This window comes from uncultured Bradyrhizobium sp. (assembly GCF_947648125.1).
In the GTDB taxonomy this organism is placed as follows: Bacteria; Pseudomonadota; Alphaproteobacteria; order Rhizobiales; family Xanthobacteraceae; genus Bradyrhizobium.
Genome location: NZ_CANSMR010000006.1, coordinates 73,195 through 96,361, shown reverse-complemented (window position 1 = coordinate 96,361; position 23,167 = coordinate 73,195). Strand labels below are relative to the sequence as shown.

Annotated in this window: 23 protein-coding genes; 9 read left to right on the top strand and 14 right to left on the bottom strand. The window is 63.7% G+C overall.

Annotation, left to right across the window (positions count from 1 at the left end; genetic code table 11):
• Nucleotides 1-76: 76 nt before the first annotated feature.
• Nucleotides 77-1,315: a glycosyl hydrolase gene (locus Q0030_RS13615; RefSeq protein WP_298367534.1), complete on the bottom strand. Its 1,239-nt coding sequence runs from the start codon at nucleotides 1,313-1,315 to the stop codon at nucleotides 77-79.
• Nucleotides 1,316-1,432: 117 nt separating this feature from the next.
• On the opposite strand from Q0030_RS13615, the gene Q0030_RS13610 reads away from it, so the two are divergent.
• The 3 genes from Q0030_RS13610 (at nucleotide 1,433) to Q0030_RS13600 (ending at nucleotide 4,852) form a co-directional block, all read left to right on the top strand.
• Nucleotides 1,433-2,743 (top strand): glycosyltransferase family 4 protein, encoded by a 1,311-nt coding sequence (locus Q0030_RS13610; RefSeq protein WP_298367524.1) that lies wholly within the window; start codon nucleotides 1,433-1,435, stop codon nucleotides 2,741-2,743.
• Between the two features lie 73 nt (nucleotides 2,744-2,816).
• Nucleotides 2,817-4,127, top strand: a complete 1,311-nt coding sequence (locus tag Q0030_RS13605) for a nucleotide sugar dehydrogenase (protein ID WP_298367522.1) — start codon at nucleotides 2,817-2,819, stop codon at nucleotides 4,125-4,127.
• A gap of 8 nt (nucleotides 4,128-4,135) precedes the next feature.
• Nucleotides 4,136-4,852, top strand: coding sequence for a class I SAM-dependent methyltransferase (locus tag Q0030_RS13600; RefSeq protein ID WP_298367518.1), 717 nt, complete (start codon nucleotides 4,136-4,138; stop codon nucleotides 4,850-4,852).
• 21 nt (nucleotides 4,853-4,873) lie between these two features.
• Here the strand turns inward: Q0030_RS13600 and Q0030_RS13595 are convergent, their stop codons facing one another.
• The 7 genes from Q0030_RS13595 to Q0030_RS13565 form a co-directional block, all read right to left on the bottom strand.
• The gene (locus Q0030_RS13595; RefSeq protein ID WP_298367516.1) at nucleotides 4,874-5,545 is read right to left on the bottom strand and encodes a class I SAM-dependent methyltransferase; all 672 of its coding nucleotides are present in this window, start codon (nucleotides 5,543-5,545) and stop codon (nucleotides 4,874-4,876) included.
• An 85-nt stretch (nucleotides 5,546-5,630) separates the two neighbouring features.
• The gene (locus tag Q0030_RS13590; protein WP_298367514.1) at nucleotides 5,631-6,257 is read right to left on the bottom strand and encodes a methyltransferase domain-containing protein; all 627 of its coding nucleotides are present in this window, start codon (nucleotides 6,255-6,257) and stop codon (nucleotides 5,631-5,633) included.
• Complete coding sequence (locus tag Q0030_RS13585; protein WP_298368029.1) at nucleotides 6,254-7,564, bottom strand: polysaccharide transporter; 1,311 nt, start codon at nucleotides 7,562-7,564, stop codon at nucleotides 6,254-6,256. The genes Q0030_RS13590 and Q0030_RS13585 overlap by 4 nt, the downstream gene beginning before the upstream one ends.
• 2 nt (nucleotides 7,565-7,566) lie before the next feature.
• Entirely contained in the window at nucleotides 7,567-8,859 is a 1,293-nt protein-coding gene (locus tag Q0030_RS13580) for an O-antigen ligase family protein (protein WP_298367512.1), read from the bottom strand.
• Nucleotides 8,856-9,971, bottom strand: a complete 1,116-nt coding sequence (locus tag Q0030_RS13575) for a glycosyltransferase family 4 protein (RefSeq protein ID WP_298367509.1) — start codon at nucleotides 9,969-9,971, stop codon at nucleotides 8,856-8,858. The genes Q0030_RS13580 and Q0030_RS13575 overlap by 4 nt, the downstream gene beginning before the upstream one ends.
• Nucleotides 9,972-9,974: 3 nt before the next feature.
• On the bottom strand, nucleotides 9,975-10,727 hold the full coding sequence (locus tag Q0030_RS13570) for a class I SAM-dependent methyltransferase (protein ID WP_298367507.1): 753 nt from the start codon (nucleotides 10,725-10,727) through the stop codon (nucleotides 9,975-9,977).
• A gap of 153 nt (nucleotides 10,728-10,880) precedes the next feature.
• Nucleotides 10,881-13,154: a polysaccharide biosynthesis tyrosine autokinase gene (locus Q0030_RS13565; protein ID WP_298367506.1), complete on the bottom strand. Its 2,274-nt coding sequence runs from the start codon at nucleotides 13,152-13,154 to the stop codon at nucleotides 10,881-10,883.
• A gap of 377 nt (nucleotides 13,155-13,531) precedes the next feature.
• Between Q0030_RS13565 and Q0030_RS13560 the strand changes: the two genes are divergently transcribed.
• The 4 genes from Q0030_RS13560 (at nucleotide 13,532) to Q0030_RS13545 (ending at nucleotide 16,602) form a co-directional block, all read left to right on the top strand.
• A complete protein-coding gene (locus tag Q0030_RS13560; protein ID WP_298367505.1) occupies nucleotides 13,532-13,810 on the top strand; it encodes a hypothetical protein in 279 nt (92 codons plus the stop codon).
• A gap of 135 nt (nucleotides 13,811-13,945) precedes the next feature.
• The gene (locus Q0030_RS13555; RefSeq protein ID WP_298367504.1) at nucleotides 13,946-15,226 is read left to right on the top strand and encodes a hypothetical protein; all 1,281 of its coding nucleotides are present in this window, start codon (nucleotides 13,946-13,948) and stop codon (nucleotides 15,224-15,226) included.
• A 7-nt stretch (nucleotides 15,227-15,233) separates the two neighbouring features.
• Entirely contained in the window at nucleotides 15,234-16,013 is a 780-nt protein-coding gene (locus tag Q0030_RS13550; RefSeq protein ID WP_298367502.1) for a metallophosphoesterase family protein, read from the top strand.
• Nucleotides 16,006-16,602, top strand: coding sequence for a hypothetical protein (locus Q0030_RS13545; RefSeq protein WP_298367501.1), 597 nt, complete (start codon nucleotides 16,006-16,008; stop codon nucleotides 16,600-16,602). The genes Q0030_RS13550 and Q0030_RS13545 overlap by 8 nt, the downstream gene beginning before the upstream one ends.
• A 39-nt stretch (nucleotides 16,603-16,641) precedes the next feature.
• On the opposite strand, the gene Q0030_RS13540 is transcribed toward Q0030_RS13545, so the two are convergent.
• Nucleotides 16,642-18,084, bottom strand: coding sequence for an undecaprenyl-phosphate glucose phosphotransferase (locus tag Q0030_RS13540; protein WP_298367499.1), 1,443 nt, complete (start codon nucleotides 18,082-18,084; stop codon nucleotides 16,642-16,644).
• Nucleotides 18,085-18,179: 95 nt separating this feature from the next.
• Between Q0030_RS13540 and Q0030_RS13535 the strand changes: the two genes are divergently transcribed.
• Nucleotides 18,180-18,485: a hypothetical protein gene (locus Q0030_RS13535; protein WP_097670660.1), complete on the top strand. Its 306-nt coding sequence runs from the start codon at nucleotides 18,180-18,182 to the stop codon at nucleotides 18,483-18,485.
• Between the two features lie 13 nt (nucleotides 18,486-18,498).
• Here the strand turns inward: Q0030_RS13535 and Q0030_RS13530 are convergent, their stop codons facing one another.
• A complete protein-coding gene (locus Q0030_RS13530) occupies nucleotides 18,499-18,873 on the bottom strand; it encodes a helix-turn-helix domain-containing protein (RefSeq protein WP_298367498.1) in 375 nt (124 codons plus the stop codon).
• A 657-nt stretch (nucleotides 18,874-19,530) separates the two neighbouring features.
• Between Q0030_RS13530 and Q0030_RS13525 the strand changes: the two genes are divergently transcribed.
• The gene (locus Q0030_RS13525; protein ID WP_097670658.1) at nucleotides 19,531-19,716 is read left to right on the top strand and encodes a hypothetical protein; all 186 of its coding nucleotides are present in this window, start codon (nucleotides 19,531-19,533) and stop codon (nucleotides 19,714-19,716) included.
• A 186-nt stretch (nucleotides 19,717-19,902) separates the two neighbouring features.
• On the opposite strand, the gene Q0030_RS13520 is transcribed toward Q0030_RS13525, so the two are convergent.
• From Q0030_RS13520 to Q0030_RS13505, 4 genes are all read right to left on the bottom strand, one after another.
• On the bottom strand, nucleotides 19,903-20,115 hold the full coding sequence (locus Q0030_RS13520; RefSeq protein ID WP_298367496.1) for a hypothetical protein: 213 nt from the start codon (nucleotides 20,113-20,115) through the stop codon (nucleotides 19,903-19,905).
• 1,095 nt (nucleotides 20,116-21,210) lie between these two features.
• On the bottom strand, nucleotides 21,211-22,281 hold the full coding sequence (locus Q0030_RS13515) for an NAD-dependent epimerase (protein ID WP_298367494.1): 1,071 nt from the start codon (nucleotides 22,279-22,281) through the stop codon (nucleotides 21,211-21,213).
• 55 nt (nucleotides 22,282-22,336) lie between these two features.
• Entirely contained in the window at nucleotides 22,337-22,753 is a 417-nt protein-coding gene (locus Q0030_RS13510) for a hypothetical protein (protein ID WP_298367491.1), read from the bottom strand.
• A 55-nt stretch (nucleotides 22,754-22,808) separates the two neighbouring features.
• Nucleotides 22,809-23,084, bottom strand: a complete 276-nt coding sequence (locus Q0030_RS13505; RefSeq protein ID WP_298367489.1) for a hypothetical protein — start codon at nucleotides 23,082-23,084, stop codon at nucleotides 22,809-22,811.
• Nucleotides 23,085-23,167 lie beyond the last annotated feature (83 nt).

Here is a 23,167-nt window from a genome sequence, read left to right as displayed (position 1 = left end):
TATCGCGCCCGCCGCCCGCAATGAAGATAAGAACATCGTGATCGTTATCCCATGGCTCGGGGGTTTAACATCGTTATCATTCCAGCAATAGGACCGGTTTGGGCGAGATCTCGACCTCACCGTTGGCAACAACTCCTTCGCCGCCGTCGAGACCCTGGTAACGGCTAAAACGCGGGTCGACCCGATAAATGGACCGCCCATTGGTGGTCCAGAGGACCAAACCGCTGCGGCCATCCTTCATGCGGAGATCGACGCGCCAGATCGACGGCGACGTCCTGGCCGCGGCCACGACGCTGGCGCCGACCAACCAAGACTGGACCGTGCGATAGGCGATTCCGCTCGGAAGCAGCCCGCGCGCCCGGTCCCATAATTTGCCGAAGTCGCTGCCCCCGCCGGCGAACTCGTACCAATAGAACCGGTCGACACCGCTGATCCATCTCAGGATATAGGCGCGCGCCAGACAGCCATCCGGGTTGTCCTCATGCGACGGCCAGCCGGCCTCGGTGTCCCAGATCGGCCGTGTGGAGAGATCGTGCGCGGCGAGAATCTGCTTGAAGCGGGCGATGACCCCGATCGCCGCTTCGGGTTCATTCGTATAGCCGTGGAAGGCGAAGACATCGGCATATTGTCCGCCGCCTTGCGCCATGAAGGCCTGTTGCCAGCGATAGCCGTCCGGCGTGCCGTTGGACGGCGGCGTCAGCACGGTCAACGTTGGATCGCTGGCCTTGATGATCTCGTAGGCCCGTTTCTGCATCTGGACCATCGTCGCGATATCGCCCGAGTAATATTTGGGATCCTCGGGCTCGTTCCAGATTTCCCAGTATTTGATGCGGCCGGCGGCACGCGTCACGGCCGCGCGCACCCATTCGTCCCATGATGCGAGATCGGCAGGCGGCGAGCTGGCGCCCGGCGTGAATGCCGGCGGCGCATCCTTCACGGACGCGGCCCAGCGCGGCGTGAAGGCGAGATTGAGGACGATATCGACGTGCTCGCGCTCCGCCGCCGCAAGGATGGCGTCAAAGCGCGCCCAATTGTAGATGCCGGGCGCCGGGTTGACCTGCGCCCAGTAGATCGCGCCCCACAGCCGAACGCCGTCAAACTTGAGCTCGGGCCATGGCTGCGACTGCCCGATCGCATTGATCGTCATGCCGAAAAACGTCGGCGGGATCACCACGTTCACACGGCTCACATTGAGCGCATCGTTTGCCGCCGCACCGGCCCACTGCAGCGGCCATTTGTGAGCCAGCGGCGCCAGCGCACTCAAAATCAGTGCAATCAACGCCGTTTGTACCCAATCCCTCACTTTGCCTGCCATGTCGGTGTCTCGCCGCCGTCACATCCGCGTCGGGATTGCATAATGGAAGTCGCTCATGTTAATGCCGATGTTAATCGGATTGTGATGTTGTTAGGTCAATGGTATAGATCATCGCAGATGTCGAGAGCTGAACCATCACCGCGGCGGATCCTGATCATCGTCGAGAACCTTCCGGTTCCTTTCGATCGCAGGGTGTGGTGCGAGGCCACCTCACTGCGCAAGGCGGGCTATGAAGTCTCAGTGATCTGCCCGAAGGGCCGCGGTCATGACGAAGCTTACGAGTGCCTCGACGGCATTCACATTTACCGTCATCCGATGCCGCTGGAAGCGCGCGGGATCGCCGCCTACCTCATCGAATATCCGGTCGCGCTGTTCTGGGAGACGTGGCTTGCGATCAAGGTGGCGTGGAAGCACGGCTTCGATGTGATCCATGGCTGCAATCCGCCCGACCTGATCTTCCTGATCGGCTTGCTGTTCAAGCTCGGCGGCAAACGCTTCGTGTTCGATCATCACGACGTCAATCCCGAGCTCTATGAAGCAAAATTCGGCCGCAGGGACTTTTTCTGGCATCTGCTGCGGCTGGTCGAATATCTCACCTTCAAGACCGCAAGCATCTCGATCGCGACCAACGAATCCTATCGCGAGATCGCGATTGCCCGCGGCAGGATGCCGGCCAACCGGGTCTTCGTGGTGCGCTCCGGCCCCAATCTCGACCGGGTGCGCTCCCGCCCCGCCGATCCGGCCTGGCGCCGCGGCCGGCGCTACAGTGTCGGCTATGTCGGCGTGATCGGCCAGTCGGAAGGCATCGATCTCCTGCTGCAGTCGATCGGCCACATCGTGCACGATCTCGGCCGCACCGACGTCCAGTTCAACATCGCCGGCACCGGGCCGCAGTGGAATGCGGTGGTCAAGCTCTGCGAGGAGATGCAGCTTTCCGACTACGTGAATTTCACCGGTGCTATCGCCGACGAGGCGCTGTTCACGATGCTCTCGACCGCAGACGTCTGCGTCAATCCGGATCGCGTCACGCCGATGAACGACATCTCCACCATGAACAAGATCATGGAGTACATGGCGCTCGGACGCCCGATCGTTCAATTCGAGGTTCGCGAAGGCCGCCGCTCGGCGCTCGAAGCCTCGCTCTATGCGGCGAAGAACGATCCGCAGGATTTCGCCGGCAAGATCGTCGCGCTGATCGATGATCCGTCGCTGCGGCAGACGATGGGGGCCTTCGGCCGCAGCCGCGTCGAGCGCGAATTGTCTTGGACGCACGAGGAGCCGAAGCTGCTCGCCGCCTATGAGGCGTTGTTCGCCAGGAAGCTCCCCTGGCAGAGCCGCGCCCCACGCGCGAACGCCACCGCGGAGCGGTCAACCTCGCAGCCGTCGAGCGTCAGCGCCAATGCAGCCGCCGGGCGGGCATCGCGTTGAACGCGCTGCCGCCTCACTCACGCGAAACGCGACGCGGCCACGCGCAGGTCGCTGGATGGTCGAAGGTCGAAGCATGAACGTCAGCATTTTCGGCCTCGGCTATGTCGGAACGGTCTGCGCCGCCTGCTTCACCGAGCTCGGCCACCAGATCATCGGCGTCGACAAGAGCGTCGACAAGGTCGACCTGATCCGCAGGGGCCGATCGCCGGTCATCGAGCCGGGCATCTCGGACAAGGTGGCGCATGCGGTTGCGACGGGTCAGTTGACTGCAACCACCGACGCCACCGAGGCGATCGTCAACAGCGACATATCGATGGTCTGCGTCGGCACGCCGTCGTCCGGCAATGGCAACCTCGACCTGACCGCGATCCGGCAAGTCGCCATCGAGATCGGCCGCGGGCTGCGGGCAAAGAACGCGCCGCATACCGTGACGATCCGCTCCACCGTGCTGCCCGGCACCACCCGCGACACCGTCGGACCGCTGATCGAGGAAGCCTCCGGCAACAAGATAGGACGCGATTTCGACCTCGCCTTCAATCCGGAGTTCCTGCGCGAAGGCAGCGCCATTGCCGACTTCAACGCGCCGTCCAAGACCGTGGTCGGCGCCTTCAACCAGGAGACCGCCGACCGCGTCATGGCGCTCTATAAGGATCTACCGGGCGCCAAGATCACGCCGCCGGTCGAGACCGCCGAGCTGGTGAAATATGTCGACAACAGCTGGCACGCGCTGAAGGTCAGCTTCGCCAACGAGATCGGCGCCATCGCGAAGACGCTGGGCATCGACGGCCGCGACGTGATGAACATCTTCCTGCGGGACACGCGGCTCAACATCTCGCCGGCCTATCTGCGGCCGGGTTTCGCCTTCGGCGGCTCCTGTCTGCCCAAGGACGTCAAGGCGCTGAAACACCTCGCACACAGCCATGGACTGTCGACGCCGGTGCTCGAAAGCATCCTGCCGAGCAACGACATGATCATGTCGCGCGGCGCCGACTGGATCCTGTCGCATGAGGGCCGCCGCATCGCGTTCCTCGGCATCAGCTTCAAGGCTGGCACCGACGATGTCCGCGACAGTCCCTTCGTCGAGCTGGTCAAGAGCTTACGTGGCGAGCAGCGCGACATCCGGATCTACGACCCCAACGTGCAGTTGTCGCAACTGATCGGCGCCAACCGCGACTTCATGATGCGCAATCCAGAGCTGGTCGGCTTGCTGCATGACGATGTGACGGCGACGATCGAATGGGCCGACATCATCGTGCTGACGACGGCCGATCCACGCTTCGTCGCGGCGCTGAAGGCAACCCGGCCCGACCAAGTGGTGCTCGAACTGTCTGATATCGGATTGCCCGACGAGGTGCGCGCCAGAGTGAGCGGCTTCCACTGGTAGGGATCACCATGGCCAGCATGGCCCAGACCCGCGACCGACCCGAAATCCGCTTTCACGATGAGATCTCGTCGGAGTGGGAGACGCTGCACCAGAGCCGCACCTTCAAGGCGCGCACGGCCGCGATGTTCGATCTACTCGGGAACGCGGACCTCAATGGCCAACGCTGGCTGGATGCAGGTTGCGGCACCGGAACACTGTCCCGCCTGCTCGCCGCGCGCGGCTGCGACGTCACCGGCGTCGACGCGTCGTCGGAGATGATTGTGGCGGCACGCGGCCGCTCCGATGGCCCGCTGGCCGGACAGCTCAAATTCCAGCAAATCCCGACGATCGCAAACCTGCCGTTTGCGGATCGATCCTTCGACGGCGTGCTCTGCGCGAGCGTGCTGGAATATGTCCCCGACGTGGCGCAGTGCCTCGTCCAGATCCATCGCGTGCTGAGGTCCGGCGGACTGCTCGTGGTCTCGATCCCCAACCGCGGATCGCTGCTGCGCCAGGGCTACAAGCTCGCGTACGCCGCCTCCTCGCGCGTGTCTTCGCGGCCACTGTTCCGCTACCTCGCCTTTTCCAAGTTCGACACCACGCCGGCTGCGATGCAGAACCTGCTGCGGCAACATGCTCTCACGATGCTCGGCGCCAACTTCGCCGGCTCGCCGCTCCCGCCGGCGCTCGATCGCCGGCCGGCGGTCGGCACGCTGATCAATATCCTCGCCCGCCGCGACAATTGATACGGCGGGCAGATGCCTGCTTCACGCCTTGATCGCCATCAGCGACTTGGTCATGCCGAGATATCGTTCGCGATAGATCTTCGCGTCCGGAAACGTTTCCGTCATCTCGTGCCAGTCGAACAGATGCCAGTCGGGTGCGGTCCGCTTGAACCAGAAGCGGTTGAACCTTTCGATCAGTGAGATCTGCAGCCGCCTCGGCAGCAGGACGATGATTCCGGGCAGCCAGGTATGGCTTTCGATCGGAAAGTACCGGTACGGCGTCTGCACATAAAAGGATTTCGCGACCCGCGAGATCTCGCCGGCAAAGCGGTTCTGATGCTCGCGCGCGATATTGCGGAATGCCGTGTCACTCTCGATCGTCACGACGTCCTGCTTCGGCCCGGTGACGTGCTCGATCACCGACGAGCAGAAGCAGAAGTCGAACACCTGATCCTTGAACGGCAGGCGTTCGGTCTCCTGCAGCAGGACCGTCTTGAACCCGAAGCGCTCGTGCGCGACCTTCAAATCGTCGGCCGATATGTCGCAGACCGTGATGTCGGCATGGCGGGGCAGGATCGCGCGAATGTGCCGGCCGGTGCCGCCGCCGAGATCGAGGATCTTTGCATCGAGCGGCAGGTTCACGGTGCGGACCAGGAACTCGCCGCGCCGCTTGCGCGCTGCACCGGAAAATCGAGCTTGAATTGCGCCCAGCAATGTCAATCTCCTGCTACCGGTCGCTTCGGTCTAGCACGGCACGCGCAATCCTTCACGCAGCCGCGCATCGATGTTCCGATCTCGCTCACTTGATGGCCTCAAAGAAGATCGACTCGTCCGGCCGGTTGTCGAGCCGGTCGATGTCAGGACAGATGCCCTCGCGATAGGCCCGGGTGTGGGTTTCAGAACAGCCCGCCTCGCGGAACAGCGCCGCGAGGGAGGCGCGCGTAAAGCCCCAGTGATGCGCGAACGCGGCCTCCCTGCGGCGCTCGATCTCGAACACCCCCTTGAGGAAGGCCTGCGGCGCGGCCGGATCATAGAGGGCGACGATCCTTTCCATGTTGGGGACGACGATGCGGCATACCCCGCCCGGCGCCAGCACCCGCGCGATCTCACGCGCCAGCCGCTCGACCTCGTCGGGAAACAGATGCTCGAATACATGCGCGCTGAACACCGCCGAGAGGCTGCGATCCGCGAACGGCAACGGCTTGGTCAGGTCCATGTAGCGGAGCCCGGCAAACTTCCCCTGGCGATGCTCGGCATAGCGGGCGTCGCTCAGCAGGCCGGCAAGATGCAGCGCTTTCGCCGCGAGCGGCACCCGCGCGATCCACAGATGCATCGTGATATCGGTGTTGATCCAGCCGGCGATACCACAGTTGAAGGCGCCGATATGCAGCCTTGAGAGCGCGTGGCCGGGTGCGTTGTCGGTCATGTCTGCTCCCGCGAATTGGTCAGCACGACCACGACTACCGACGCCGCGCTGGAGGCCACCATCGCCGCAACCGCGCCCATCACCTGCCAGGCCTCCGCCGCGAGCGGCAGAACGCAGCACAGCGCGACCAGTCCGGCCACCCGGCTCAGCATGAACCGCTGCGGCCTGCCCGTCGCAAACAGCGGCAGCGCGAGGCCGAGCCACACCGCGTCGAGCGCCATCGCAGCGGCCATCAAAACGAGGCTGCCGGTGCCGATCTCGTAACCCTGGCCGTTGATGACGAGGGCGAGCATGCGCTGTCCGAGCAGCACGGCCACTGCGCCATAGGCGAGCGCGATCGAGCCGAGCAGCACGGCGTTTTCGCGCGCAGCAGCGGCGACCGTGCTGCGCCGGCCGGCGCGCAGCTCGGATGCGATCTCCGGCAGCCGGACCGAGAACATGGTCGCGCAGAACTGGCTGAGCGGTGCGAACACCAATAGCAGGATCCGCAGCGACGCGCTCGCGTCCAGCCCGATCAGGAAGCCGCAAACCGGGATCAGCCCGATACTGCCGATCCAGTAGGTGAGCGAGGTCGCGACGAACCAGCGGCCGTTCCGAAATAGCCGCCGCAGCGAGCCGCGGAAGATCCTGCTCTGCGGCCAGGCCAGTTCGCCGGTGTGAGCGAGCAGCAAGCTGCCGGCGAGCGCCGCCGAGATCGCGATGCAGGCCATCGCGGCCGCAGCGCCGGTCAGTTTGAGCGTGATCATCAGGCCAGCCGAGACGACGAGCGCCACGCAATAGGTCAGCGACGACGCCACCGCGCGCGGCAGCCGCCCATCGAGATAGCCGATGCGGCGGAACATGCTTTGCAGCCGAACCGCAGGGATCGCGAGCCCGGTTGCGATCACGAGCCCACCCGCGATGCCGCCGACCGCAGCGATCATGAGGCCGGCAATCACCAGCAGCAGGCCAAGCGCGGCCGAGACCAGCAGCGACGACAGATAGAGACCGAGCCGCAACTGTGGCCACCGCGACTTCGGGATGCGATGCGCGGTCGCCGGCAGCCCGTCGTCGAACAACCCGCGCAGAAACACCGCCTCGATCAGAATCGAGAACGACCAGGCGACGCTGAATTGGCCGAACGAATTGATATCGAGCACATTTGCCAGCACGATCGTCAGCGCGAAGGCTGAGCCGCTGAGCAGGGCCTGATCGATCAGGCCGAGCGCGACATTGCCCCCGGCGCGCCGCAGCCGGCGGAGCGCTCCGCTCACGGCTCCAGCGACCCTGGTCTGGGCCGCCACGCGATCCAACCTGTCGGTCAACACACTCACGCCTCACTCACACGAAGTCTGGTGAACGCCCGCCGTGGCGCCGTTTGCAGCCTGGCCTCCGGGCCGAAATAGCACCAGAACACCAGCACGCAGCCGAAATAATTATGCAGCAGCTGGCTGGAATCGTTGGCTGACGCGATCACGACGAACAGCAGCATCGCGAACGGCGCCAGCCAGTACATTCCGCGCCGCTCGAAGGTGAAGACGATGGTGTTCCAGAGCGCCCGCGCCAGCAGCAGCATATAGAGTACGCCGCCGAGCAGGCCGAACTGGAGGAAGGCATCGAGATAGGAATTTTCGAACGAGCCGAACTCGGTGTTCCATGGCGCCATGCTGGTCAGCTCGTTCACCGGCGAGTTCGGCAGCTCGTTGAAGAATCCCGAGAAGCCGTAGCCGAGCCAGGGGTGTTGCCAGAAGAAGTGCGGCCAGACTGCCCAGAGGAACGAGCGGCCGGTCAGGTTTCCGCTGCGGCCGACCAGCCCATACAACTCGTCGCTTGGCACGGTGAACATGACAAGCGCAACGAGGGCGAGGCCGAGCCAGTAGATCGAGGCAGCTCCCCTGCGCCCAAGCACCACCAGCAGCAGCCCGAAAGTCACGCCGATTGCCGTCAACATACTGATCAGAGGTCCTGCGGCGCCGGCCGCGGCGAGCGCAAAAAGATGACATCCCATCAGCAACAGCGACCAGCCGAATTGCCGCCGCGGCCCCGCCAGCATGCGTACGAAACAGATCAGCACCATGAGACCGAAGAAGGCGCCCGCGAGATTCTTGTGGCCGAACACGCCGGCATAGGCCTGGGTCCCGAGCACCGTCGGCCGATGCAACGGGTCGTAGTCCCATTGCGAGCCGATCACCGGAAACAGCAGGACGTGAACGATCAGCACCACGATCCCGATCCGGAACAGGGTGTCGACGAGCCGATCGACGGGGCAGCTGATCACGACCCATGCCGAGAACAGCGTGGTCAGGAGATACATCGCGAACTTGATCGACGCGCCCGTGGGGTCGGCGCTCAGCGCCAGCGACACCACCGCGAAGGCCATGAATGTCAGATAGAGATGCGATTGCAGCATCAAGAGGCCGAAGCGTTTCCGATCGACCGCAATGTGCAGCATCAGCAGGATATAAAGTAGCAGCCACGCGCCGCGGAACAGCGTGGACTCCCCGGCTCGTTCCGCGAACGAGATACCCTCGACGAAATTGAACAGGAAGTAGATGCAGCCGAGCACCATCACCAGATAGGCGTGCAGAAAGACGTCGGTTCGAAACCACCATCGGTCGATCATTGCGCGGCTTCCTGCCGGACTGGCGCCCTCAAGAGATGATCGACCGCGGCCGTGAAGCGCGTCGCAGCGTCCGCAAGCGCATCTCGTCGCACGCTCTGCCGGGCGCGCCGCGACATTGCTTCCCAGCGCGCGGGATGTTCGAGCAAGCCGCGCGCCGCGTCGACCCAGATCTGCTCATCGAGCGCGCAAACATGGCCATTGTCGTGGTCGCGCACCAACTCGCCGCCCGCTCCGACATGGGGCGACACCAGGCAGGGAACCCCGCACTGCAGAGCCTCGTTGCACACCAGACCCCACGGTTCCAGTAACGAGGGCAGCAGCAGCAGCCGTGATTGCAGATAGACCTCCGATATCGCCTGCCACGGCACATAGCTGTCGTGCCTGACATCGATGCCGGCGCCGCCGAGCCGCGCCAGCATGCGCTGCGCGGCAGCGCCGGACCCGACCACGCGAACCCTTAAGCCGGGCAAGACCCGGACGAGCGCGATGGCGACGTTCTCGAAGAAGATCGCGTTCTTGGCGTCGTCGTTGATGCGGGCGCACCAGAGCAGGTGAAATGGACGGTCGCGGAAACCCGGGACAGTGTCCGGCGGATCCCATGCCGGCACCAGCGGCACCACGAACAGATCGTCGTCGCCAACACCTTCGCCACGGAAATACGCCCTTCCCTTGTCGCTGCAGCACACGACCGCGCCGCATTGGCGCAGCAGCCATGGCCGCGCCAGGCGATGATAGGCCGTGTTGGGCATCGTCTCGCGCCAGCCGTCGATCGTCAGCGCAAGCGCCTTGCCGTTGGCGCGCGCCCACGCCGCGCCAGCCAGCATCGAGGGATAAAGGCCATTGACGAACAGCAGGTCGGGCGCGAGCGCGTTCAAGGCGCGCCCGATCCCGATATTGAGATGGGTGTGACGCGACCGCGTCAGCGGGATCGAGACACCGGGCACCGTGCGCGTCGTGTAGCGCGGTGTGAACGATCCCGCCCAGGAGCGATCGGCCTCCTGCGCGGTACAGGACAGCACGGCAAGATCCAGCCCGCGGCCAACCAGCTCGTTGTAGAGCCGGTTGGTGTAGGGTGTGATCATGTTGTTGAAGACGACCACGCGCGGCGCCATGGCTTAGCGGTCCCGCGGCGGCGCCACGGCGCGCCGGCAGAGCGCCCCGCAATGATAGGTCGCAAGCCGGGTGGCGAACGCCGGGCTGACCGACAGCAGCGACTTCCGCACAAGGCTCTTGGCAAGCCCCTTCAGGCGCGACGAATGAAAGGCGTGCACCGGCAGGCTGTGATCATAGGTGCCGAAGCCGGCAACATCGAGCCCCGCGGTCTCCAGCACCAGGCGGAACGTGTCGGGCGTGTAGAAATTGATGTGGCCGATGTCGAGCGTCGATTGCAGCGCCCGGCGATTGGTACGCGCATGCAGCTCGCACGGCACTTCGACATAGATGAAATTCCGCGCCACCCGCTCCAGCTCGTGCAGGAACGCGCGCGGTTCGGGCACGTGCTCGAGCACGTGGCTGGCATAGACGAGGTCGAACGATCCGTCGGCGAACGGGATCGTTGCACCGTCATAGCTCGACCAGTGGAACGGGGCTGACGCGGCGCCGTCGGTCTCCAGGTTGGTTGCGGGATCGATGACGTCGATGCCGGTGAAGTCGCGGCCGATCCCGATCGCGGACAGCCGCGCCAGCACGGCGCCGGTGCCGCAACCGACCTCGAGCACATTGCCGACACTGGCGGCGGAAGCGCCGAGCAAGCCGGCAATATGATCGGCCTTGTCGACCGCGCAGACGCGGCGCCAGTCGCGCTCCTGCGCCGAGTAGACGCCCTCATAATGCGCGTTGTGCTGTCCGATGCTGAATTCCATCGTCATGGTCTAGCCATCGCTCCGGGCGACATGCGGGCAAGCCCATCGGGGCGGTCGTTCGATTTGCATCGCGCCCCAGGCGACCGACGCGCACGCGACCGCGGCCGGGAAGCCGCGCGCAAGCCAGATCGCGGCGCGCCGGGCATCCCGCCTCGCGTCTCACTCGGTGTAGCCATATCGTCCATAGTGCGAGTTGTAATAGTAATTCTTGCCGCCATAGCCGCTATAGCGGCTCATCGCGGCGATATCGGCCTTGTTGAGCACAACGCCGAGCAGGTTCTCGTTGACCGCCCGGGCGCTGCGCAGCGCCCGCTCGACCACCTGCACCTGGGTCTTGCCCCATTCCACGATGAAGACGAAGGAATCGACGAAGTGCGCGGTGATGCGGACATCGACCACCGGCGTCAGCGGCGGGAAGTCGACGATCACGTAATCATAGTGGCTGCGGACCGCATCAATGAAATCCTTCATCTGGTCGGAGGCCAGCACCTCGTGCGAATGCGCGATGCGCGACCGCGTGGCGCCCGGCAGGAACGAAAGGCCGGTCTCGGGATCGCGCCACAGCGTGTCCTGCAATGTCGCATTGTTCGACAATACGTCCAGAATGCCGCGCTCGGCGTTCGCGGCGATCTTGCGGCTGAGTGAGGGATTGCGCAGGTCGCAATCGACCAGGAGCACGCGCGCGCCGCTCTGGGCGACCAATTGCGCGAACACGAACGCCAGCGTCGACTTGCCCTCGTTGGGCAGCGCCGAGGTCAGGCCAAGGATCTTCGACGGCTTGGTGACGCTGAGGTCGGCATTGACCTTGATCGAGCGGATCGCTTCCGAGAACCGCGAGAACGGTGAATCGATCGCCGCCCACAGCACCCGCTCATCGCCGCGCTGGATCATGCGCGCGCCGACCGGCAGGTTCGGGCGACCGGCCACCGGCGCCTTGAGCTGGCTTGGCGAGAGGCGGGGAACGATCGCGACGCAATCGGCGTCGAGGATGGTCTCGACCATTTCAGCGGTACGGAACACCCGGTCATAGAGGTCGCGCAACACGCCCAGCGCGAACCCGGCGATCAAGCCGCCGAGCGCCGAGAGCGCGAGCACGACGAAGGTCTGCGGGTGGCTGCTGCTGAGCGGACGCGAGGCACGGGTGATCACCCGCGCCTCGCTGACCGGAAACGACTGCTGCTGCACATTCTCCATGTAGCGCTGCAGGAAATTGTCATAGAGCGAGCGGTAGGTCTGGGCCGAGCTCTCGAGCTCGCGCAGCGTGACCTGCGCCTGGTTGGTGGACTGCGACTGCGACACCGAATCGTTCACGGCGCGCTCGATCTCGGTCTGGCGCTGCAGGGCGATCGCATAGTCGCTCTTGTAGCTCTCGGCGAGCCGCTTCAGCTCGTCGATGATCGACGACTGGATCTCGCGCATCTGGTTGCGCAGATTGACGGCGGCCAGATGATTGTAGCCGTAGCGCGACGACCAGTCGGCCTCGCGGTTGGCAAGCTCGAGATATTGCGAGCGCAGCTTGGTGATGACCTGGTTGTTCAGGGTATCGGCAACCGTCGCATCGGGGACGCCGCCCTTCACCACCGCCTCGATGCGGTCGAGCTTGGCCTTGGCGTCGGTGACCTGCGACTTCACTTGGACCAGCTGCGTGTTGAGCTCGCCGAGCTGCTGCTCGTTGAGCAGCTTGCCGCTGGACGTGACGATGTTGTTGGTCTTCTTGTAGTCGAGCACGGCGCGCTCGGCATTGGATGCCTGGGTGCGCAGCTCCTGGATGCGGTCTTGCAGCCAGACGCTGGCGCGGCGGGTCGATTGATACTTGGAATCGAGCTGCTCGACGATGTAGGCGTCGGCAACGGCGTTGGCGATCTGCGCCGCGCGCTCGGGATCGAGCGAGCGGAAGCTGACCTCGATCACATAGGTCATGCCGCGGCGGCGGACGTCGAGCTGCTTCTCGAAGGTGCGGACCGCGCGCCGGGTCCGGTAGAACTCGGTGGGCGGCGCGCTGCGGGTAAACAGGCCGGACACGAAATCCAGCACCACTCCTGCCGCGCCGGCCCTGGAGCCGATGAATTCCGGATCCTCGTTGAGTTTGAGGTCGCGGATCACCGCGAGCGCCACGTTCTCCGACTTCAGGATTTCGACCTGGCTCTCGACCGCGGAGGAATCGACCGGGACATCATTCACCGGCGATTGCTGCTGGACGGCCTGGAATTTGCGCGTGTCGATGATCATTGTGGCGAGCGCGGTATAGCTCGGCGCTGCCGTCATCAGGTAGCAGATGCCGCCGAACAGGCAGAGGCCAGCCGTCCCGAGGATGACCCAGTACTGCCGCAGCAGATAGGTGACGAAGGCGTCGAAGGTTTCCGCCAGCGACGGCAGTTCGGCCGGACGATTACCCAGGTCGACAGACGGCGAAATCTGGTTGCGCTGAAGCATCTCGCCCTATCGCCGCGCCGGCAGGATGCATCCTGCCGGGCGCGCCAATACCGCCAGGCGCGCAGCCGAAAGACCGCCGGATCGCTCAAATGTGAACACCGCTATCTCCCTAACGAATGCTAACAGTTCGTTAGCATAGCCAGGGTTATCGCGCCAATTAAAACCCCTGCCCGACCGCGCGCCCCGGCTGACCGCGCCGTCCTTTAACATTCCGCCGTCGGACGCCAGCTCGAGCCGGCTGTCCTTGCGTTTCTGCCGCGGAATTGGGCCCTTCCACTGCACCGCGCCTGCGCGCCGCTTGATGGCGCCTGTGGGCTGCATGGCCGGCGAATTTGCGACGACCAGATTAACCCCGGCTTAGGTCCCTGCCCGATAATATGCAGGCGCAGGGTTTGGTTATGTTATTTGTTTTGCTTGGCAATTTGATCGGCGGCGCCGTGCTTGGGCTGCGCCAGCACTGTCTGGTGCTGGTGCCGGTGATGCTTGCGGAACTCATGCTGCTGGCCGCCATCGGCGTAGCGCGCCTCTCGTGGTCCGAGACTGCGCTGCTCATGATCATCACCATGGTATCGCTGCAGGGCGGATATCTCGCAAGCGCCTTCGCGCCGTTGCTCCGGTCCTCGACGCCACTCGTCGCCCTGCGCCGTCCGCAGTAGCGCGCTACGCGGCCGCGCGATCTGGCGCCCGATTTCCATTGACCTCGCGGCGAGCGCGGGGCATCCCGCTGCCTTGCGTTCTCATCGTCCGCAGGACCTGCTTCCCAAGGATTTTCCCAAGGATTTGCCTCTCCCGTGTGGAACGTCACGGCTTTCATCCGCATCTTGATCGGGGCGTCGATTCCGGCGGGTCTCATCGACGCGTCGCTCGCCATCGGCCTGGTCGGCGCCGCAGCGTCGCTCGGGCTGCTGGCAAGCCTGGCGGCGATCCGTCCGGGTGAATTGTCTTTCCTGAAGCGGGTCGCCGGGCCCGCCGTTGCGGCGGCGCTGGTGCCGATGCTCTGGATCATCCTGCAGATGCTTCCGCTGACGTTCTGGGCCCATCCGGTGTGGAAGTTCGCCGGCGAAACACTGGGGGCACCGCTCAGCGGCAGCATCACGATCGATACCGGTGCAAGCCTTGGCGCGCTGCTGCTTTGGCTGTCGCTGCTCTCGGTCATGATCACCGCCGCGGCGATCGCGATCGATGCCCGCCGCGCCGACATGGTGACCCGCAGCATTGCAGCGACGGCGACCGTCGCGGCGCTGATCCTGGTGTTGTACAGCGATCCGGTCAAAGCTTGGCTTGGCGCGGCGGACGCTGCGCACGACGGGACGGCAAACGGATTCCTCGTCGTCGTTCTCATTGGCGTCCCGCTCAGCCTCGCGCGCGCGCTCGACATCGGCGGACATATTGGCGGCCGCGCGACCCGATCGCGCCGGCTGCTCGCCGCCAGCGCGCTGTTTTGCGCCGCCAGCGCCTGCTGGTACGGGCGGCGCGGCGCCGCGATCGCGATCGTTGCGGGCATCGCGCTCGTCCTGATGACCTTCGCCGCGCGAAAACTTCATCTGCCTCGCTGGAGCAGCGCCGCTGCTGCGACTGCGATCGTCCTGATCGCGCTGGTCACGGCGCTCGCCAACCGTCATCCCGACGTGGCGCTTGCCATAGCCTTCGCCCATGCGCCGGACGAGCTCGTGCAGTCGACCCAAAATCTGCTCGCCGACCTGCCCACGCTCGGCGCAGGTGCCGGCACCACCGCAACGCTGGCATCGACCTACATGGACTGGCAAGGCGCGACCACAAAGCCCGTGGTGGCAACCAGCGCCGCCGCCTTGATCGCGCAATTCGGTTCCGCCATGTTCTGGACTTCACTCGTGGTTACGATCGTGGGCATCGCGGCGTTCACGGCCGGTGCACGCAATCGCGGCCGTGACTGGTCCTATCCCGCGGCGGCGGCAGCCGCGTTGCTGACGCTGCTGCTCGCCGCCTTCACCTTGCCGGAATTGCCGGCGCTGCCCGGAGTGATCGTGTTGGGAGCCGTGATCGGAACAGGACTGGCACAGCGGATCAGCCGTCCGCGGTTGCAGGCGGGCTAGACCACAGATGCGCAGCCTCCTCCGGCGTATGGTCGGCCAGACCGGCGACCTCGAACATGACGAGGGCGACGAGGCCTGCATCTATGCGGTCGGCGACATCCACGGACACGCCGACCTGCTGCACGAGATCTGCGCGCGTATCGATGCCGATATTCGCAAGTCGCGGCCGGCGCGGCCGATCCAGGTCTTCCTCGGCGACTACATCGATCGCGGACCGGATTCGCGCGATGTGATCGCGATGCTCGATCAACGCCGCCGGACCCACAGCATGGTCTGCCTGCTCGGCAATCACGAGGCCTGCCTGCTGGAGTTTCTCGTCAATCCCGACATGCTCGCGCAATGGCGGCAATTCGGCGGCCTGCAGACGCTGATGTCCTATGGACTGACGCCCTCGCTCAATCCCGACGCCGCGGAACGGCGTGCGCTCGCCCAACAGTTGGTCCGCCAGATGCCGCCGGCCCATCTCGCCTTCCTGCGCTCGCTGCCGATCACCTATTCCCGCGGCCGCTATTTCTTCGTGCATGCCGGTGTCAGGCCCGGCGTCGCGCTGAAGCAACAGCGCAAGGAGGACCTGCTCTGGATCCGCGACGACTTCCTGGTGTCGGAAGATGATTTCGGCAAGGTCGTGGTCCACGGCCACACGCCGGTGCAGGAAGCCGAGCTGCTGCGCAACCGCATCAATGTCGACACCGGCGCCTATGCCACGGGCCGCCTGACCTGCGTCAAGCTGGAAGGCGCGCAGCGAACCCTGCTGATGACCGGCAACCGGGCAGCGCGCCATGGCTAGCGCGAAAGCTGACACGACCTGGCGGCACGCGCGGCAGCTGTCGCCGGCCTTCGTGCCGGCTGCAATCCTGATCGGCGCCGCGACGCTGGCGTTGTCGGCCTGGTGGCTCGCCGCCGATGCATTGCGCGGCAAGCCTTCGCTCGCGGCCGGCCTCGGCGTGGTCAGGAGCGAGCTGTGGCTCGCCGACGGCTGGAGCGAAATGCAGACCTCGCCCGAGGCGGCCGAAGCCGCCTTCACGCGCGCGCTGCGGCTCTCGCCGATGGACGGCGGCGCCTGGTTCGGCCTCGCCTCGGCGACCGGGCGGTTCGACTGGCTGAACCCGACCGCATCGAAGGCGCTGAAGATGTCCTACTACACCGGCTTCAACCGCAGCGACCTGATCGCGCCTCGCCTGATCCTGCTGGCGCAGGTCGATACCACACGCGATGTTGAGCTGGTCGATCTGCTGCAGCGGCAGGTCCGCCTGATCCTCACCCGCGCGCCGGAGCTGAAGGGTGCGATCGGCCAGGCCTATCGCGTGGCGAGCGATGCCAACCGGCATATCATCGAGGCGGAATTCAAGGACGCCAACCAGAACATCTCCGAGTAAGGCCCGTCGTCCTGCGAACGGCCGTCAGCTACCCAACCGTCAGACACCCTTGTGACGCAGCACCGCGCCAACCGTGCGCAGCAGGATGCGCAGGTCGAGCACGAAGCTCCAGCTCTTGATGTAGATGAGGTCGTGCTCGACGCGCAGCTGCATATCCTCGATCGCGGGCGTCGCGCCGCGCAGTCCCTGCACTTGTGCGAGACCGGTGATGCCCGGCTTGACGTGCTGGCGCTGCGCATAGCTTGCGATCAGCTTCGAATATTTGTCGTCATGCGCCAGCGCATGCGGCCGCGGCCCGACCAGCGACATGTCGCCGCGCAGCACGTTCACCAGTTGCGGCAGCTCGTCGATGCTGCGGCGGCGCAGCGTCGCGCCAATCCCGGTCAGTCGCGGATCGTTCGCGCGAGCCTGTGTGATGACATCGCCGTCCTCGAGCACGTGCATGGAGCGGAATTTGAGGATGGTGAATTGCCTGCCGTCGAACCCGTTGCGGCGCTGCCGGAACAGGACCGGCCCTCTGGAGTCGAGCTTGATCGCAATCGCGGTTCCGATCAAAAGCGGCGCGAACAGCACCAGCAGGCCGCTCGATGCCACGATGTCGAACAGCCGCTTGCCGGCACGCTCAACCGAGGTAAGCGGCGAGCGCTGCATTTCCAGCGTCGGCATCGGGCCAGACGCCACCATCCGCAGAGTCAGGAATCGCTCCGCCGTCCGATCCGGCAGCAGCCGCACCGGCAGCGGTGACGCCCGCAGCTGATCGCACACGAACTGGATGCGCGGCTCCTGCTGCCAGGGCATTGCCAGGATGATCTCGTCGGCGCCGCACTCCCGTGCCGCGCGAATGGCCGACGCGACGGCGGCGCGATCGCCCGCGTCGTCGGACAGGCCGGACAATTGGATCCGTCGCACCTCGCTGAGGCCGAAATCGCGCAGCAGGCTCGATTGCCGTACCCGGGACAATTCGTCCGCCATCCCGACCACGACCGCGCGGCGCGTCGCCAGCATGCCGCGGTCGATCGCGCGTCGCAGCGGAACCTGCAGCAGCGTCCGTCCGGTCACCAGCCCGAGACCGCCGATCAAGCCGAACGACATCACCGACCCGCGCGAGACGCCGGAGCCAACCTTCAGAAGGAAGATGATCAGTGTCATCAGCAGGACGACCAGAAGCCACCCGCCGAGCAGGCTGCTCCAGCGCCGGTCGAGACCGGCCAGCACCTGCGCATGGTAGAGGCCCTGCGACTTCGCCACGAACATGTGAAGGATGGCGGCGAGGACCCCGATCCCTAGAAAGCCCTCGAAGCTGTTGCTATAAATCGTGTGGTAGTAAAACAGGTGATAGGCCGCGCCACCAATGATGCTGGACAGCACGACGATGATCATCTCGGAGGCGACGGCAAACGCTTCGAGCGAGGCAAAAGCGGACGAGAAGGCGCCGAGGTAGACCGGCACCTTCACCAATCGAGCATCCGAAAGGTCGGCCATCGGGAATTAACATTCGTGTTAACAATTCACATGTGTAATATCAGGCAGGTCGTGAGCTCGCAAGGCCTGCCGGCAATGTCAGGCAGAGAGTATCCATGAGTTCATCGGCTGGCGAAACCGAAGCCGCGCTAGTGGCGCTCCTTCACTTGATACGCCTGATGGGCGCCGAGCTCGTCGCGGGCCAACACCGCGACGACGTCGAAGTGCTGGTCAAGGCGGTTGAAACCAAGCTGCGATCGGCCCGGTTTCCGGCTGAAATGCCGAATCAGGACATCGTCAAAGGTCTGGACCTCGCGCAGGCCAGACTACGCCCGATCCTTGAAGATCTGCGTGCAAGATCAGAGAAAGCGCATCTGAGCGACCAGCTGCTGCTGGCGCCCAGGCCCCCACGTATCCACTAAAGGGTAAGCTTCGTCAGCTCTGGACTTCACCGCGGCGAGGCAACCCGCTCCCGCCGCTGGACCTGAGCGCAAGCTTCTCCTCGATCTTCATTTTCTCGAGTAGCAGGTCCGTCACGATCCGGCGCAGCCGTTCATTTTCCAGCCGCAATTCATCAATACGACTGGGGACGGGCGGGATCCCATCTCGATCTTCGGTGTGAGCGGCGAATTCGGCGACAGTACCATTCGCCTGACGGCCGCGCGCAGCCTCCTGCTTACGCCAGCGATGAAATGTCATCACGCTAACGCCCAGCACCTTGCACGCCTGGGCCTGTGACTGCCCCCGCGCCATGAGTTCCTCGGCCTGTTTGACCTTGGAAGTTATCTCGTCAGTTGAATGACGCCTCATTGGTCATCTCATTGCCCCCAAGATTGGCAAACATCGCATGGCCTATAAGCTATATAAATGCAACAGGAAATTCAAATTGAGGATTTCCGCGGGGGCGTTTCGGGAGCCTCGAACTTGCCGTCGGCAGCGACACTTTGTGCGAAGAAATGCCGAAGCTACAAGCTAGTTACCGAAATATGTGAGCATTCATTCCCGCGCAGAAGGCCCTGACAGAAAAAGTTATACAACTTTTTGCGTATGAGAAGTTAATCCTCACAACTGGCGCACCCTTTGCATCGACAAATGAGAACACCCAATCGGTTCTCCGACGGATTGCGAGTGCGCCATGACCGTCAATGTCATCTACGCAGCAGATCAAGCAAAAGTTTCGGAAAATTCCAGCGAATTAATCCCGCAACCCATGCAACCGACGGCTTGCGGGCGCGGCTTCGCAGCGATAGTTACACATACGTTAAATCCCGCAAGAACCTCAGCACGCTTGAAGACCACCCTCGCTCCACATAACATTCGCTGCTCTGCCCAAAAGTTGTTAGTTAAGCGCTTTGCTACCGGTAGTCATGAGGCGGAGCCACAACCGCCCGATCACCCACGAACTATCCAGCGCTGATGCCCTTCAGAGCCCACCTCTGATCAACACTTTTTGCGAGGATCGAAACTATGGCGCATCTCAAGGTCTTCGAGGGGAACCAATCAGCGTGTAGCGAGGCGACCGATGCCCTGGAACGCCTTGTCGCCGAGAATTTCGAGCTGCGAAATACGGCCATCGAGCTCGTGTTGCAGACCTGGATCCTGCGCGAACGCCTTTCTGACGTCGTGACGCGCAGGGCCATGCGTCAACACTGACTGCCTCGCCCTCGCCAGTGCCGATTTGTGCGAAGAGCCGTGCATGATCTGACCGTGCCGGGAATCTTGCTCGATCAGCTTTTCAATTTGAAATTGAATTGTCCGCAGCGGCAAGCACCGACGCCCTCGCCCACTGGCTTGGATGTGGCCGCAATTTCTGCTCGGTGAGAGATAGGCTGACGGACTTTAGCTGTGGTGAACCCGGCGCAACGCGACGCGTGGAGCGTTCCGCTCACGCGACATGCCGAACGAACGAGACGCGGCTGGCCGCTCATGGATCTCACGCAACGCGGCGATATCAAGCATCAGCGCAACGACTTCGTTGCGCAGCGATTGATTGGTCGCGAGCAACGCCTCTTCGATTGGCTGATGCGAATGTTGAACTTTGTGCTGCTTCATGGCGCGCCCTCGCTCTGCGGTTAAGGGTATGAGCGATGTGATTGAAGTTTCGATGACAGTGTTAGATCACGCACATGGAATGCGGTTAATGGGGCAGGTTTGCGACGAACGTGGCTCCGCGTTAAATTTTCTCAATCAGGTTCCACAACCTGATCGCGAAATGTTCGAACGATGGCCTTAAATGTGTCGTCGCGATGGGATGTCAGCGGCAGCGACGAGGCGCACGGCCAAAGAGCGCAACTGGAACGAACCATGAGGCGCGACCAAGAGCATGAAATCATTTGACGATCGTTGATCGCAGCGATCGGCGTCGAAACCGGCGACACGCCTGCGGGCTATCACAATGTCGCTGCGTCAAAGGCTCGGGACTTGACGCGGTGTTCCAGCCTCGAACCAGATATTCCACCAGACACAGCGTGCACACACTAAATCTGCTGCTTCGATCAATCGGTTTTTCTTGCCGCGCATAACAGGTTGAACCGAGCAGCATGGATCGCAGCGTCTTCTGCATTGATCATAGAATGTTTCGATCCGTTTCAAACATCGAGGCCGCAGACCTGAGCGTTCTGATCCGCCCTGACAATGCGACGGAACGAATCAACGCCACATATTCGATCATGCAAGATATTCACCTCGACCTCGGCCGAACGCGACAATGCTGTTCTAATTCAAAATGAGTGGTACTGACGCGTTTCGGCTTCAGCAGAAGCAGCGAACTGCCTTCGCGTTCTCATCTCACATGCACTTGCAGGGTTGCCACGCGTACAGCAGCGGATTCGACCAACCGCCATAAGCATCGCTAATTCGCAACGCGGGTCGCGCTCGCGCGCTATTTCGATTTGGGAGACGTGTCGTTGCCCATCTTGCCGCCATTGGCGACGCTTTTGTTGCAATCGTCGCGCAGATCCTTCGCCGCGCCCTCGCGACCAAAGCATTCAGGCGCGTGCGACCTGGGCGTCGATGGCGTGCGCCGGAACGATTGCGATGGACATGATCGCGGCTGACACGAACGCAAAACTACTGATAACTCGCATTGCCGCACTCCGTTCCGCGCCGAGCCGGGTTTTTCTCGAGCCGGAATTCGCAAGGAGCGCACTACGTCCGATCGACGTTGTGGTAAGCCCGATACCAGGCGACAAATTTGGCAATGCCGTCCTCGATCCGCGTCTGCGGCCGAAAGCCGATCTCTCGCTCCAGATCGGAAACATCGGCCGACGTCTCCAGGACATCCCCAGGTTGCATTGGCAACAACTGCTTTTCGGCCTGCCGGCCGAAGCCCTGCTCGAGCAGCGCCACAACATGCATCAGTTCTTCCGGCCTGGAGTTGCCGATGTTGTAGACGCGCCACGGCGCCTTGCTCGAACCCGGATCGGGATGCGCTCCCGACCAATTGACGTCGCCCTCGGGCGCGCGGCCGATCAGCCGCACCATCGCCTCGACCACGTCGTCGACATAGGTGAAGTCGCGCCGCATGTTGCCGTTGTTGAACAGCTGGATCGGCTTCCCACTGGTGATCGCATCCGCGAACGCATAGAGCGCCATGTCCGGCCGATACCAGGTCCCATATACGGTGAAGAACCGCAGCCCTGTCGTCGGGATGCGATAGAGGTGGCTGTAGGAATGGGCGAGCAGCTCGTTGGCCTTCTTGGTGGCCGCGTACAGGCTGACCGGATGATCGACGTTGTCGTGGACCGAGAACGGCAGCTTGGTGTTGGCGCCGTAGACCGACGATGACGACGCAAACAGCAGATGCCTGCACGCAGTATGCCGGCAGCCCTCGAGGACGTTGAGGAAGCCATCCAGATTGGAATCCATGTAGGCATGCGGGTTCTGCAGGGAGTAGCGCACGCCGGCCTGGGCAGCGAGATGGATCACGACCTCGAAGCGATGGCGCTCGAACAGCGCTTTCATTCCGGCGCGGTCGGCGAGGTCGAGCTCCAGGAAGGTGAAGCCACGGTGCTGCTTGAGCAGATCGAGCCGCGCACGCTTGAGCGCCGGATCATAATACTGGTTGAGATTGTCGATGCCGATGACCGGCTGCCCTGCCCGCAGCAAATGCTCCGCCAGATGGAAGCCGATAAAGCCGGCGCAGCCCGTGACGAGTAGATTGCCTGCGATCACCACGTTTCGCCTGTGCCTTTCGCCTTGCGCCCGACCAGGCCGCATACGCCGTCAGGCGCGGGCCGCAGCTTCTGGCTTCGCGTTGCGGCCGCGGGGCGCGTCAGTTGCTGGCGGCCGGAGGTTTGTAGTCCGGAAATCGGCTCAATACCGCGGCCTTCATGAACTTGAAGTGCGCAATCTCGGTCGCCAATTCCTTCAGCCGACGCTGGCCGTTGGAGATCTCGGCGTCAAACAGGTCTTGATGATAGTTGTCAAGCGCCTCGCGTTCCAGATACTCGTCGGTGCCGTTGCCCAGCGTCACCGCCGCGCGGGCCAGAACATCGTCGACACGGCGGCCAAGGCCGGATTGCTCGCTTTCGGCCGCCTGCAACGCGGCTTCGATCGCAGCCATGATCGATCCGATCCGGGCGCGATCGGTCTCGGCATCGCGCTCGGCCGAGCGCGCCTTGAAACCTTCCTCGCCACGCCGCGACCTGATCAGGTCATGCGCGCGAGTTCGCAAAAACAGCTGAAACATCTGTGAGTATCCGGTTCGCGCCCACTCAGGCAGTATCGCTCAAAATCGCCCGGTCTTAGTTAAAAAAGGGTGAATTGCCGCCTTGCCCGGCCATCAGGTCGGCCTTCCACTTGATCCAGGCCTTGTCGTGCTTGTCATAGAGCTCGAGCCACCGTCCCTCGACGGCTGACGGCATCAGTTCCGTACCCTGGGCTTCCCCGCCCAGCACCGGCAGCGAGGTGTCCAGTCCCTCGAATTCCGAAGTCTCCTCAAGCGTGAGGCCGACCAGCACGCGCCGTCCACTGACATCGACGACATACCGCCTTGGCGAATGCCCCCTGAGATCACTCATGCGTGCCAGTTCCCTCACGATGCGCAGGCCAACGGCAGCACCCAGCCGGCACGCGAACCCGGCCCGGCTGCTGCAATGAAGGC

Bases quoted from the DNA above. Each gene is read 5' to 3' on its own strand.
- Q0030_RS13520 (WP_298367496.1), bottom strand. From the start codon at position 20,115: ATGAAGCAGCACAAAGTTCAACATTCGCATCAGCCAATCGAAGAGGCG.
- Q0030_RS13565 (WP_298367506.1), bottom strand. From the start codon at position 13,154: ATGCTTCAGCGCAACCAGATTTCGCCGTCTGTCGACCTGGGTAATCGT.
- Q0030_RS13515 (WP_298367494.1), bottom strand. From the start codon at position 22,281: ATGCGGCCTGGTCGGGCGCAAGGCGAAAGGCACAGGCGAAACGTGGTG.
- Q0030_RS13605 (WP_298367522.1), top strand. From the start codon at position 2,817: ATGAACGTCAGCATTTTCGGCCTCGGCTATGTCGGAACGGTCTGCGCC.
- Q0030_RS13615 (WP_298367534.1), bottom strand. From the start codon at position 1,315: ATGGCAGGCAAAGTGAGGGATTGGGTACAAACGGCGTTGATTGCACTG.
- Q0030_RS13550 (WP_298367502.1), top strand. From the start codon at position 15,234: ATGCGCAGCCTCCTCCGGCGTATGGTCGGCCAGACCGGCGACCTCGAA.
- Q0030_RS13540 (WP_298367499.1), bottom strand. From the start codon at position 18,084: ATGGCCGACCTTTCGGATGCTCGATTGGTGAAGGTGCCGGTCTACCTC.
- Q0030_RS13575 (WP_298367509.1), bottom strand. From the start codon at position 9,971: ATGGCGCCGCGCGTGGTCGTCTTCAACAACATGATCACACCCTACACC.
- Q0030_RS13580 (WP_298367512.1), bottom strand. From the start codon at position 8,859: ATGATCGACCGATGGTGGTTTCGAACCGACGTCTTTCTGCACGCCTAT.
- Q0030_RS13610 (WP_298367524.1), top strand. From the start codon at position 1,433: ATGTCGAGAGCTGAACCATCACCGCGGCGGATCCTGATCATCGTCGAG.
- Q0030_RS13535 (WP_097670660.1), top strand. From the start codon at position 18,180: ATGAGTTCATCGGCTGGCGAAACCGAAGCCGCGCTAGTGGCGCTCCTT.
- Q0030_RS13545 (WP_298367501.1), top strand. From the start codon at position 16,006: ATGGCTAGCGCGAAAGCTGACACGACCTGGCGGCACGCGCGGCAGCTG.
- Q0030_RS13590 (WP_298367514.1), bottom strand. From the start codon at position 6,257: ATGACCGACAACGCACCCGGCCACGCGCTCTCAAGGCTGCATATCGGC.
- Q0030_RS13560 (WP_298367505.1), top strand. From the start codon at position 13,532: ATGCAGGCGCAGGGTTTGGTTATGTTATTTGTTTTGCTTGGCAATTTG.
- Q0030_RS13525 (WP_097670658.1), top strand. From the start codon at position 19,531: ATGGCGCATCTCAAGGTCTTCGAGGGGAACCAATCAGCGTGTAGCGAG.
- Q0030_RS13570 (WP_298367507.1), bottom strand. From the start codon at position 10,727: ATGACGATGGAATTCAGCATCGGACAGCACAACGCGCATTATGAGGGC.
- Q0030_RS13530 (WP_298367498.1), bottom strand. From the start codon at position 18,873: ATGAGGCGTCATTCAACTGACGAGATAACTTCCAAGGTCAAACAGGCC.
- Q0030_RS13510 (WP_298367491.1), bottom strand. From the start codon at position 22,753: ATGTTTCAGCTGTTTTTGCGAACTCGCGCGCATGACCTGATCAGGTCG.
- Q0030_RS13505 (WP_298367489.1), bottom strand. From the start codon at position 23,084: ATGAGTGATCTCAGGGGGCATTCGCCAAGGCGGTATGTCGTCGATGTC.
- Q0030_RS13600 (WP_298367518.1), top strand. From the start codon at position 4,136: ATGGCCAGCATGGCCCAGACCCGCGACCGACCCGAAATCCGCTTTCAC.